At 69.0% G+C, this 12028-nt stretch carries 11 protein-coding genes; 6 read left to right on the top strand and 5 right to left on the bottom strand.

Going from position 1 to position 12028, the window contains the following annotated elements:
• The first annotated feature begins 153 nt into the window (after positions 1-153).
• The 4 genes from DL991_RS23015 (at position 154) to DL991_RS22995 (ending at position 5474) form a co-directional block, all read left to right on the top strand.
• Positions 154-1626: a S8 family serine peptidase gene (locus DL991_RS23015; protein ID WP_125786419.1), complete on the top strand. Its 1473-nt coding sequence runs from the start codon at positions 154-156 to the stop codon at positions 1624-1626.
• A 282-nt stretch (positions 1627-1908) separates the two neighbouring features.
• Positions 1909-2412, top strand: a complete 504-nt coding sequence (locus tag DL991_RS23005) for a DUF3145 domain-containing protein (protein ID WP_091599164.1) — start codon at positions 1909-1911, stop codon at positions 2410-2412.
• Positions 2413-2454: 42 nt separating this feature from the next.
• Complete coding sequence (locus DL991_RS23000; RefSeq protein WP_125786418.1) at positions 2455-3048, top strand: hypothetical protein; 594 nt, start codon at positions 2455-2457, stop codon at positions 3046-3048.
• Between the two features lie 65 nt (positions 3049-3113).
• Positions 3114-5474: a cation-translocating P-type ATPase gene (locus DL991_RS22995; RefSeq protein WP_199754035.1), complete on the top strand. Its 2361-nt coding sequence runs from the start codon at positions 3114-3116 to the stop codon at positions 5472-5474.
• On the opposite strand, the gene DL991_RS22990 is transcribed toward DL991_RS22995, so the two are convergent.
• The gene (locus tag DL991_RS22990) at positions 5462-7012 is read right to left on the bottom strand and encodes an alpha/beta fold hydrolase (protein WP_158634446.1); all 1551 of its coding nucleotides are present in this window, start codon (positions 7010-7012) and stop codon (positions 5462-5464) included. The genes DL991_RS22995 and DL991_RS22990 overlap by 13 nt on opposite strands.
• Before the next feature lie 139 nt (positions 7013-7151).
• Between DL991_RS22990 and DL991_RS22985 the strand changes: the two genes are divergently transcribed.
• Positions 7152-7664, top strand: coding sequence for an RICIN domain-containing protein (locus DL991_RS22985; RefSeq protein WP_125786416.1), 513 nt, complete (start codon positions 7152-7154; stop codon positions 7662-7664).
• A gap of 71 nt (positions 7665-7735) precedes the next feature.
• Here DL991_RS22985 and DL991_RS22980 read toward each other — a convergent pair whose 3' ends face one another.
• From DL991_RS22980 to DL991_RS22965, 4 genes are all read right to left on the bottom strand, one after another.
• The gene (locus tag DL991_RS22980; protein ID WP_125786415.1) at positions 7736-8986 is read right to left on the bottom strand and encodes a beta-ketoacyl synthase; all 1251 of its coding nucleotides are present in this window, start codon (positions 8984-8986) and stop codon (positions 7736-7738) included.
• Positions 8987-9026: 40 nt separating this feature from the next.
• A complete protein-coding gene (locus DL991_RS22975; RefSeq protein WP_004559006.1) occupies positions 9027-9272 on the bottom strand; it encodes an acyl carrier protein in 246 nt (81 codons plus the stop codon).
• 68 nt (positions 9273-9340) lie between these two features.
• Positions 9341-10324: a beta-ketoacyl-ACP synthase III gene (locus DL991_RS22970; protein ID WP_125786414.1), complete on the bottom strand. Its 984-nt coding sequence runs from the start codon at positions 10322-10324 to the stop codon at positions 9341-9343.
• Positions 10321-11247 (bottom strand): ACP S-malonyltransferase, encoded by a 927-nt coding sequence (locus DL991_RS22965; protein ID WP_255431373.1) that lies wholly within the window; start codon positions 11245-11247, stop codon positions 10321-10323. The genes DL991_RS22970 and DL991_RS22965 overlap by 4 nt, the downstream gene beginning before the upstream one ends.
• A gap of 199 nt (positions 11248-11446) precedes the next feature.
• Here DL991_RS22965 and DL991_RS22960 point away from each other — a divergent pair, with 199 nt between their 5' ends.
• The gene (locus tag DL991_RS22960) at positions 11447-12016 is read left to right on the top strand and encodes a DinB family protein (protein WP_125786412.1); all 570 of its coding nucleotides are present in this window, start codon (positions 11447-11449) and stop codon (positions 12014-12016) included.
• The last annotated feature ends 12 nt before the right edge of the window (positions 12017-12028 follow it).

Below are 12028 nucleotides of genomic sequence, written 5' to 3'. Positions count from 1 at the left end.
GCGCCTCCATCCGGAGCAACGGGAAGACACGTCGCAGGTAGGCGCGGTGATGTTGCTCCGAAAAGTTGTAATGCGCGTGAGCACCGTCACCCGTCCGGGTGGTACTCGTTGGTAGGTGACAGTTCCTTGCCCCCTGTCACCAGGAGAAACGCAATGGCCGTATCTCGTCCTTGGCGTCGACGCGCAGCGCTCGTCGTCGCCCTGCTGGCAGTCCCGGCCGCGGGGATGGTCCCCGCGCAGGCCGCGGGACCGCTCGCCCCCGTCGCCCCCGGACTGTCCCGACTGCTCTCGGCCGTCACCGGCGCCACGGGGGTGACCGCGCTCGTGCACGCCGGCGACGTCGCCACCGCCGAACGCGCGACCCGCGCGGCCGGACTCACGAAGATCACCTCGTTCGGGAAGATCGGCGTCGTCGCCGTCCGGGGCACCGCCGACCAGGTGCGCGCTGTGCGCAAGGCCGCCGGGGTCACCTACGTCGAAGGCAACGAGAAGCTCAAGGCGCACGGCAGCTCCGGCACCACGGCGACACGGAGCCTCCAGACGCAGGCGCAGCTCAAGGACGCCGGCGGCGCTTCCGTGGACGGCCGGGGCGTCTCCGTCGCGATCATCGACACCGGCGTCGACCCGACCCATCCGGCGTTCAAGGGCGCCGACGGCAAGACACGGGTGGTGCGCAATCTCAAGAGTCTCTGTCTCGACGGCACGGCGACGAACTGCATCGTCGACGTCCCGACCTCCGTCGACACCGACACCCTCGCCCTTGGCGGCCACGGCACGCACGTCACCGGCATCGCCGCCGGGAACCAGCTGACGCTGACCGACGGCACGAAGGTCGGCGGCTCGGCGCCGGGTTCGAAGATCGTCTCGGTCTCGACCGGGGCGGCGCTGCTCGTGCTCGGCACGGACGCGGCGCTGAACTGGGTGCTGGAGAACCACAAGGCACCCTGCGGCGCGGGTGTCGCGGCGTCGGTCTGCCCGCCGATCAAGGTGACGAACAACTCCTACGGTCCCAGCGGCGGCGGCGCCTTCGACCCGAATTCGGCGACCGTGAAGCTGCAACGCGCGCTCGCCGCGGAAGGCGTCGTCACGGTGTGGGCGAACGGGAACGACGGCGGTGACGGTTCGGCGAACCTCTCCAACCCGCCGGGGCAGGACCAGACGCCGGGCGTGCTTTCCGCGGCGTCGTTCAACGACAAGGGGACCGGCACCCGCGACGGCACGGTGTCCGACTTCTCCTCGCGCGGTCTCAAGACCGACGAGGCGAGCTGGCCCGACGTTTCCGCGCCGGGGGAGAACATCCTCTCGTCCTGCCGTCCCACACAGCCGATCTGTACGCAGGGCCTGCAACCCAAGAACGGCCCCGGACTCCTGGACCTCGCCACCTACAACGTGATCAGCGGGACTTCGATGGCGGCGCCGCAGATCGCCGGCATCGTCGCGCAGCTGTTCCAGGTCGCGCCGTCCGCGACCCCGGGTGACATCGAGGCCGCGATCAAGGGCACGGCGTACAAGTTCGCCAACGGCTCGCCGTATGTGGCGGCCGGGCCGTACACGTCGAGCTTCGACAAGGGCACCGGCCTGGTGGACACCTTCGCCGCGGCGAAGTCCCTGGGCGCCCAGGGCTGACCTGAGGCAAGTCCGTGAAGGCCTCCTTGAGGGACCCAGAGTCCCTCAAGGAGGCCTTCACGGACCGTGCGGAACGCCGTACCAGGGTTAACCCGCGTAGGGGGCCCTCACGTGAGTCACGCGTCCCAATCAGGTGCGACTTATGGTGTTCATGTGGCCAAACAGCACAGTTGGGGTGCACAATGTGCTCACGCGTACCGGGAGGCGGCACGAGCCACCTGACCAGCGCAGCTCGCGAGGTCGTAGGGGAAGACGCCCCTCGTCGAGTAGCGGAGGTCAGCAGTGAGCACCCGTGGCAACACCCGTGGCGTGGTGTACGTCCACTCGTCGCCGTCTGCGGTGTGTCCGCACGTCGAGTGGGCCATTTCGGGCACCCTGGGTGCCCGAGTCGAGTTGAAGTGGACGGCGCAGCCCGCCAGTCCAGGACAGCTCCGCGCCGAATGTGGTTGGCGTGCGCCTTCGGGCACCGGCGGAAAGCTGGCGTCCGCGCTCAAGGCGTGGCCGATGATCAGGTTCGAAGTCACCGAAGAGCCCAGTGCGGGGGTCGACGGCGAAAGGTTCTGTTTCGCTCCAGGTCTCGGCCTGTGGCACGGCAGGACCAGTGCCAACGGCGACATCGTCGTGGGTGAGGACCAGTTGCGCGCTCTCGTGAGCAAGGTCCGCACCGGCGAATCGTTGGCGCACAAGCTCGACGAGCTCCTCGCCGCCAATTGGGACGAAGCGCTCGAACCGTACCGGCACGCCGGTGACGGTGCCCCGGTCACCTGGCTGCACCAAGTCGGGTAGACGCCGGTGAAGACGGAAGAGGCGGGCGGCTAACCTTTCAGGGTGACCGCCCAGCCTCGCCCCTTCTCTCGCCAGCGGTGGCTGATCCCCGTCATCGTGGTCGTGGTCTCCCTGACCGTCGGCGTCGGGCTGCTGGCACGCGATCTCTATCTGCGCCCGGAAGCCGCGCCCACCGAACCGGTCGTCAGCGACTCGCCGACGTCGGTCGCCCCGGAGGAACAGCCAGGCTCGCCCGCCGTCGAGGTGACTCCTGACGTCTTCGCGCATCCGCAGTACCAAAGCGTCCGGCAGGTGCTGCAGGGATATTTCGACTCCATCAACGAACGCGACTATCCGAAGTGGACTTCGGTGGTCACCCGCGAACGGGCCAAGACCAAGTCCGCGTCGGAGTGGAAGAAGGACTATCAGTCCACTCGGGACGGCAGCATCCTCGTCTACCGCATCGAGCCGGGCGCGCCGAACACGCTCCGGGTACTCGTCGCCTTCACCAGTACGCAGGACGTCGAGGACGCTCCGGTGTACCTGCCGGAAGCGTGCATCCGCTGGCGGCTGGTGCTGCCGCTGCGACTGGAGAGCGGTTCGTGGCGCGTCGACACCACCGAAGGCGGTACCAACCCCGAACACGAAAGATGCTGAAGTAAGGGGTGACATCGTCCCGCAGGCTGACGCGGGCGGGAACCGGGCGGAATAGAGTCGCGGGCATGGCAATAGATCAGCCGGCCCTGCTGACCGACGCCTCGAGGGGGCTCACCAGCGAAGAGGTCACCCGGCGGGTGGCCGCGGGCCAGACCAACGTCGTCTCGACGAAGACCAGCCGGACCACCGGCGAGATCATCCGCGCGAACGTCTTCACCCGGATCAACGCGATCTACGGCGTGCTGTTCGTGCTCATCCTGTCGACGGGGTACTTCATCGACGGGTTGTTCGGCGGGTTGATCATCGTCAACAGCGCGGTCGGCATCATCCAGGAACTCCGGGCGAAACGGACGCTGGAGCGGCTCGCCATCGTCGGGCAGGCGAAGCCCACGGTCCGCCGTGACGGGCAGAGCGCCGAGATCGCCCCGGAAGACGTCGTGCTCGGCGACCTCGTCGAACTGGGGCCCGGCGACAAGATCGTCGTCGACGGCCCGACGCTGACGGCCGACGCGCTGGAGGTCGACGAGTCGCTGCTGACCGGTGAATCCGATCCGGTGATCAAACAGCCCGGCGACAAGGTGCTGTCCGGCAGCTTCGTCGTCGCGGGCAGCGGCACCTACCGCGCGGACGTCATCGGCGACGAGTCCTACGCGGCGAAACTGGCCGCGGAGGCCAGCAAGTTCACCCTGGTGAAGTCGGAGCTGCGGCAGGGCATCGACAAGATCCTCAAGTTCATCACGTACCTGCTGATCCCGGCGGGCGCGCTGACCATCTACAACCAGCTCGCGGGCGACCAGGCGTGGCCGGACGCGCTGCGCGGCATGGTCGCGGCGCTCGTGCCGATGGTGCCCGAAGGACTGGTGCTGATGACCAGCGTCGCGCTGGCGGTCGGTGTCATCCGGCTCGGCAAGCGCCAGTGCCTGGTGCAGGAACTCCCGGCGATCGAGGGACTCGCCAGGGTCGACGTGGTGTGCGCGGACAAGACCGGCACGCTCACCGAGAACGCGATGCGGCTTTCCGAGGTCCGGGAGATCACGCCGGGCCATCCGGTGGACGACGCGCTGGCCGCGCTCGCCGCCGCCGATCCCCGGCCGAACGCGAGCCTGCAGGCGATCGCGGAGGCGCACCGGACCGATCCGGGCTGGCGGGTCTCCACGACCATGCCGTTCTCCTCGGCGCGCAAGTGGAGCGGCGCGTCGTTCAACGGCGACGGCGACTGGGTGCTCGGCGCGGCCGACGTCCTGCTGCCCGAGGGGGAGCACCGGGCGGAGGCCGAGAAGATCGGCTCTCGCGGCCTGCGCGTCCTGTTGCTGGGCCGTGCGGAGCGAGCCGTCGACGCGGCCGAGGGACCCGGCGCCATCGAACCGGTCGCGCTCGTGGTGCTGGCGCAGAAGGTCCGCCCGGACGCGAAGGACACTCTGGACTTCTTCGCGCACCAGGACGTCGCGGTCAAGGTCATCTCCGGCGACAACGCCATTTCGGTGGGCGCCGTCGCGGGCACCCTGGACCTGCCGGGCGCGGACAAACCCGTCGACGCTCGGAAGCTCCCGGACGATGCCGAAAAGCTGGCCGACACCCTGGAGGAGCGCGCCGTCTTCGGCCGCGTGACCCCGTTGCAGAAACGCGCGATGGTCGGTGCGTTGCAGTCGAAGGGCCACACCGTCGCGATGACCGGCGACGGTGTGAACGACGTCCTCGCGCTGAAGGACGCGGACATCGGTGTCGCCATGGGCGCCGGCAGTCCCGCCACCCGCGCGGTCGCGCAGATCGTGCTCCTGGACGACAAGTTCGCCACCCTGCCGCACGTCGTCGCCGAGGGGCGGCGCGTGATCGGCAACATCGAGCGCGTCTCGAACCTGTTCCTCACCAAGACGGTCTACTCGGTGCTGCTGGCGCTGATGGTCGGCATCGCGCAGGTGCCGTTCCCGTTCCTGCCGCGGCACATCACCATCACCGCGTGGTTCACGATCGGCCTGCCCGCCTTCGTGCTTTCGCTGGCGCCGAACAACGAACGCGCCCGAAGCGGCTTCGTCGGCAGGGTGATGCGGATGGCCGTCCCGGCCGGGCTGGTCATCGCGACCGCGACCTTCGTGAGCTACCTGCTGGTGTACAAGGGATCCGGACAGTCCGAACTGGACAAGATCCAAGCGGGGACGACCGCGCTGATCACGCTCATCACGATCGCGCTGTGGGTACTCGGGATCGTGGCGCGGCCGTACCGGTGGTGGAAGATCCTGCTGATCGGCGGGATGGTCGTGCTGACGCTCGCGTTGTTCCTGATCCCGTTCACGCAGAAGTTCTTCGCGCTGGACCCGAGCGTGAGCGCGTACACGCTGTCGGCGTTCGCCTGTGCCGGGGTGGGGATCGTGCTGGTGGAAGCTGCCTGGTGGATCGGGCGGCATCTGGTCAAACGTCAGGAGGCGTGACAGGCGAGGAAGTCCACGATCGCGTTCACCACCGCGTGCGCGTCTCCGACGTACGGCAGGTGGCTGCGTCCCTCCAACGCGACGAACCGGGCGTCCCGGATCCGGGTGGCGAGTTCCCTGCCCGATTCGTAGGGGATGGCCCGGTCTTCTCGCCGGTGCAGCACCAGCGTCGGGGCGGTGACCCGGTCGAGCAGTTCGGTGACGCGGAATTCGTAGCAGGTGGTCAGCAAACCGGCGGCCGCCTCGGCCGACGCCGTCGCGCGCTGCATGCGGACGAACCGCGCGCGGGCAGCCGCGTCGCCGTCGGGCATCAGGACGTCGGCGAGCAGTTCCGTGCCGAGACCCCAGTTCTCCCGGACCAGGCCCACGAACGCCCGCCGGGCGGACGCGGGTGCGATGGCGCCGCCGTCGGCGTACCCGCCGTACAGCACGAGGTGATCCACCCGGTGCGGATAGCGGGCCGCGAACGCCAGCGCCACCGGCGCCCCCATCGACCCACCGAGCAGGGCCACCCGCTCCGCTCCGGCCGCGTCGACGACCGTGCGCAGCGATTCGACCTCACCGTCCAGCGACCTCGGCTGGACAAGGGGACCGGACAACCCGGTGCCCGGCATGTCGTAGCGGATCACCCGGTGCCCGGCCACCAAGGGTGCGTAGAGCGCGCGTAGTCCCGGGTCTTCCCAGCCCAGCTCCAGCGCCGCGATCCAGGCGGGCGGGATCACCAGCGGGGATCCCCGGCCTGTGGCGTTGTAGGCGATCCGCGCGCCGGAGCCGGTCGTGCAGAACCTGTTCGGTTCGGCGGTGAGCGGCGCCGGTGGCCGGTCCAAGGAGGTGTCCTGACGGAGCAGTGCGGCGTGCGACTCGCGCAGCGCCGGACCCGGTTCGACACCCAGCTGATCGTCCAGCGCCCGCCGCACGCGGTCGTATACGTCGAGCGCGTCCGCCTGCCGTCCCACGCCGTACAACGCGAGCATCAGCTGCCGGTGCAGGTGCTCGCGGAACGGATGCAGGCGGCACAGTTCTTCCAGTTCGGGCACGAGCCCCGCGTGCTCGCCGAGCGCCAGCCGTGCCTCGCCGAGTGCTTCCACGGCGTCGAGCCGCAGCAACGCGAGCCGCTCGGCCTGCTCGTCGAGCCACGGCATGCCGGTGACGTCGGCCAGCGGCTGGTCCCGCCACAACGCCAAGGCCTCCCGCAGGCACGCCGCGGTCGAAGCGGGATCCGGCGTCTGCCCGGCCTGCTCGATCAGGCGCTGTGCGTCTCCCAGATCCGTCGCCGCGTTCAGGACATAGCCAGGGGAGCGGGCCACGATCGCGTCGCGGTCGCCCAGCATCCGACGCAACGCCGAAACGTGGGTCTGCACCGTGTTCGCCGTGGGCGGCCGAGTACCCCACACCACGTCGATGAGCCGGTCGACGCTCACGATCTCGCCCGCCCGCAAGGCCAGCACGGCGAGCAACGCCTTGCGCCGCGACCCCCGCACCGGCCGCACCACACTGTCGGCCACCACGTCCACCGGCCCGAGAATCCGCACCAGCATGAGACCCCCCTCCTGGAGAGGTCGTCCCCCGAGGCGGAAACGTTCCACCGCAGCGCGGACGCAGCGGTGACGCAGCACTTCCGGCCAGTCTCGACGCACCAGGCCGCGATCGGCGGCACCCAGGGAGACGAGGGGAATCATGAAGGCCAAGATCATCGGACTGCTGAGCGCCGCGCTCGCGGTGACGGCGCTGGCCGCCCCGCCCGCGGGCGCGGACGGCTACTACCGCGTACGCAACTACGGCAGCAACAAGTGCATCCAGCCGCATCCGAACAACCCACTGGCGGAGCTCGCGGCTGTCGTGCAGATGCCCTGCAACGACAACGCCGTCCAGAAATGGGCGATCGTCCCCAATACCCACGACACCGTTTACTTCGTCAACCAGGCCAGTGGCTTCTGCCTCAACGTCATCGGCGAGAACACCAGTCGAGCCCCGGTCAACCAGGTGAGATGCAACGACAACAGCAACCAGAGGTGGATCCCACCGGTGGTCCCCAACTTCGTGCCGAAGTTCATCTACTCCAGGGTCGGCGGCGGCGACAACAGGATCCGGTGCCTGGACGCCAAGGGCGAGACCGCGGATCTCACGCAGATGCAGATCTACATCTGCCAGGACGACCACCCCATGACGCATTGGCTCATCCATCCCTGAGCCCGGCCGAAATACGTGAAGGCCCCCTTCACCGCGCTAGACGCAGTGAAGGGGGCCTTCACGTACTGAAATCAGGCCGCCGGAGTGAACAGCAGAGCCGTGTTGTGCCCGCCGAAGCCGAACGAGTTGCTGATCGCCGCGCCCAGCTCGACCTTGCGCGCCTCGCCGGAGACGACGTCGAGCTGCACCTTCGGGTCCAGGTCCTCGAGGTTCAGTGTCGCCGGGATGAGCCCGTGGTAGATCGCCAGGATCGTGGCGATGCCCTCGACCGCGCCCGCACCGCCGACCAGGTGGCCGAGCGCGCCCTTGGGAGCGGTCACCACGACGTGCTCGCCGACGGCGTTGCGGATCGCCGCGGCCTCGCCGACGTCGCCGACGACCGTCGAGGTCGCGTGCGCGTTGACGTGGCCGACGTCGGTCGGGGAGACCCCGGCCATCGTCATCGCCTGCCGCATGGCGGCGATCTGGCCGACGCCCTCCGGGTGGTTGCCCGTGATGTGATAGGCGTCCGAGGTGATCCCGTATCCGCTGAGCTGCGCGTAGATCCGCGCGTTGCGTGCCTTGGCGCGGTCCGCCCGCTCCAGGATCACGACTCCGGAGCCCTCACCGAGGACGAAACCGTCACGGTTCACGTCGAACGGCCGGGACGCCTTGGTCGGATCGTCGTTGCGGGTGGACACCGTCCGCGCCTGCGCGAAACCGGCGAGGGTGATCGGGTGGATGCACGATTCGGCCCCACCGGCGACCACTACGTCGGCCCGGCCCGAGCGGATCATCTCGTAGCCGGCGGCGATGCCTTCCGCGCCCGACGCGCAGGCCGACGCGGGCGAGTGCACACCGGCACGCGCCTTCAGATCGATCCCGACGTGTGCGGCGGGGCCGTTCGGCATCAGCATCGGCACGGTCAGCGGGGAGACCTTGCGGAGTCCCTGCTTGTGCAGAAGGTCGTTCTGGGAGATCAGGGTGACCGGACCGCCGACACCGGTACCGATGGTCACCCCGAGGCGCTCGGGTTCCACATCCTGATGCTCGTCGGTCGGCTGCTCGAAGCCCGCGTCCGCCCAAGCCTGCCGGGCGGCGATGAGCGCCACCTGCTCACAGCGGTCCAGCCGCCGGGCCTGGACCCGCGGCAGGACTTCGGACGGGTCGACGGCGAGCATGGCGCCGATCTTCACCGGCAGCTCGAGTTCGTCGACCCAGTCGGCTTCGATGCGGCGGATCCCGCTCGCGCCGGCGAGCAGGCCGTCCCACGTGGACGCGACGTCCCCGCCGAGCGGCGTGGTCGCGCCCATCCCGGTGATCACGACGTCGATGTTGCTCATTGGAGTCTCCCCAAGGTCGGCGCCAATCAAGAAGTCGGACTTACTTGGAGTTGGCCGACACGTAGTTCACCGCGTCGCCAACGGTCTTCAGGTTCGCGAGCTCGTCGTCCGGGATCTTGACGCCGAACTTGTCCTCGGCCTGAACAGCGATCTCCACCATGGACAGCGAGTCGATGTCGAGGTCGTCCACGAAGGACTTCTCGGCGGTCACGTCGTCCTGCGCCACACCGGCGACCTCTTCGACGATCTCGGCGAGGCCGGCGAGGATCTCTGCGTTGTCTGCCACTGGTTGTTCCCTTCTCGGTGATGCTTTCGGCTGCCCTGCGGACACGGTGTCCACAAGGGAAGTATTCATCACGGGCAGATGAAGGCCTGGCCCGCGTAGGAGAGTCCGGCACCGAAGCCCACGGCGAGTACGACGTCGCCCTGTTTCACGGTGCCTGCCTTGCGCATGTGGTCCAGCGCCAGTGGAATCGACGCGGACGAGGTGTTGCCCGAGTGCTTGATGTCGTCGGCCACGACCATGTCCTCGCGGGCGCCCTTGGCGCGCAGCTTCTTGGCGATGGCTTCGACGATGCGCAGGTTGGCCTGATGCGGGATCAGCACGTCCACATCGGACGGTTCGAGCCCGGCCAGTTCCAGCGCGTGCAAGGCGATCGGCGCGATCTGCGTGGTCGCCCAGCGGAAGACCGACTGGCCCTCCTGGTAGATCCACTTGTCGTCGCGCATGTAGATGAGGTCGACGTGCTCGCCGGCGCTGCCCCACGCGACCGGGCCGATCTGCGGGGTGTCGGCCGCGCCGACCACCGCCGCGCCCGCTCCGTCGGCGAAGATGATCGCGTTCGCGCGGTCGACCGGGTCGACGTGGTCGGTGAGCTTTTCGGCGCCGATGACGAGCGCCTTCTTCGCGGTGCCCGCCCGGATGAGGTCCGAGGCGACGCCGATGCCGTAACAGAACCCGGCGCAGGCGGCGTTGAGATCGAACGCGGCCGGATGCGTGATGCCGATCCGGTCGGCCACCTGCGCGGCGGCGTTCGGGATCTGCGTGGGCATCGTGCAGTTCGGCAGGATGACCGTGTCCACTTCGGACGGGTCCACCCCGGCGTCCGCCAGCGCGGCGGTGCCAGCCTTGACCGCCATGTCGACCAGCGACTCGTCCTTTTCGGCGAACCGGCGCTCGACGATGCCGACCCGGTCGCGGATCCACTGGTCGTTGGTGTCCATGATCTTCGAGAGATCGTCGTTGGTCACGATCTTCTCGGGCTGGAAGCTCCCGACACCGAGGATGCGGGTCCCGGCGGCGCCCGGCGCCTGCCGCAAGGTGGATCGGTCGGTCACGAAGCGTCCTCCTGCCCCTGAAGCTTCGCCAGCTCGGCGGGCGTCTTCAGAGCGATCGTGGTGGTCACGGTTCCCTTGAGCTGCCGCTTGACCAGCCCGGTCAGCGTGCCCGCCGGCGGAAGTTCGAGCGTCGAGGTGACACCCGCGGAGACCAGACCGTCCATGGTCAGATCCCAGCGCACCGGGTTCGTGACCTGCTTGACCAGCCGGTCGAGGTACTCGGCCCCGCTGGTGACGATCTGGCCGTCGGCGTTCGACAGCAGCGGACGCGTCGGGTCCGCCGGGGTGATCTTCGCAGCGTGGGCGGCCAGCGCTTCACGCGCGGGTGCCATGTAGGAGGTGTGGAACGCGCCCGCGACCTTGAGCGCCCGGACCTTGGTGCCCTCCAGCGGCTCGGCCACGATCTTCTCGATCGCGTCGGCGGCGCCGGAGGCGACGATCTGGCCGGCGCCGTTGCGGTTCGCCGCGGCGAGGCCGTGCCCGTCGAGCCATGCGACGACCTGCTCCGGGTCGCCGAGCATGACCGCGGCCATGCTCGTGGGCTCCAGCGCGCACGCCTTGGCCATTTCCGCGCCGCGGACGGCGGCCAGCGCGACGGCGTCTTCGGGGCTCAGCACCCCGGCGATGGCGGCGGCCGCCAGCTCGCCGACGGAGTGACCGGCGACCGGCGAGGCCGCGGCGACCGGGGCCTCACGCTGAAGGTGCTCGAACGCGAGCAGCGACAGCGCCACGATCAGCGGCTGCGTGATCGCGGTGTCCTGGATCTCCTCGGCGTCGGCTTCGGTGCCGAGACGGACCAGGTCGAGACCGGCCCGCTCGGACCAGGCTTCGACGCGCGCGCGGGCACCGTCGTGCTCGAGCCAAGGGGAGAGCATGCCTGGGGCTTGGGAACCCTGACCGGGGGCGAGGACTGCGACTGTCACCCCACTAGAGAACACTCTCGGCCACCATGGTCGTGATGCCGACGCTCACCAAGTCCGGCCGACGTAGTTGTAGGAAACCTCCAAAAGTGCCATCCTGATCTCTGCGCTTAACCCAAAAGCCTTGTCGGGTTCAACCAGCTTTCCCTATGAAGTCCGTCACTGCGCAGAGTCACCGGCCGGTTGGTGCATGCTCGTGCTCATGATCGACGATTTCGCGAAGGAGTACCTGCACGGCGAACTGCGAGAGCTCCGTGAAGTGCTGCTCCGGAAGCTGGACGGGTTGTCCGAGTACGACATCCGGCGTCCGCTGACCACGACGGGGACCAACCTGCTCGGTCTCGTCAAGCACTTGTCGGTCTGGGAGGCCCGGTATTTCGGCGAGGTCTTCGATCGGCCGTTCCCCGAGCCCGTCCCCCGATGGGATGATCTCGAGCAGCGCGGTACCGACCTGTGGGCGACCGAACACGAAACTCGCGAGGAGATCACCGGCCGCTACCGGCGCGCCTGGGAACACTCCGACGCGACCATCGCCGCTCTAGCGATCGACTCGCCCGGCCACGTGCCCTGGTGGCCACGTCCGGACGTGCTGCTGTTCAACGTCCTGGTCCACATGCTCACGGAGACCGGCAGGCACGCCGGGCACGCCGACATCCTGCGCGAGCAAGTGGACGGCGAGGTCGATACGGCCCGGCGGGACGCGGCCTTCTGGGAGAAGCGGCGGGCGGAAATCGAGCGGGCGGCCGAAGCCGCCGATCCGGCCACGGCCTGACTCACGATCCGC

Origin of the sequence: Amycolatopsis sp. WAC 01375 (assembly GCF_003947325.1) — a bacterium.
Taxonomy (GTDB): domain Bacteria; phylum Actinomycetota; class Actinomycetes; order Mycobacteriales; family Pseudonocardiaceae; genus Amycolatopsis.
The sequence above is the reverse complement of the archived record's forward strand: the minus strand, read 5'-3'. Positions and strand labels throughout refer to the sequence as shown.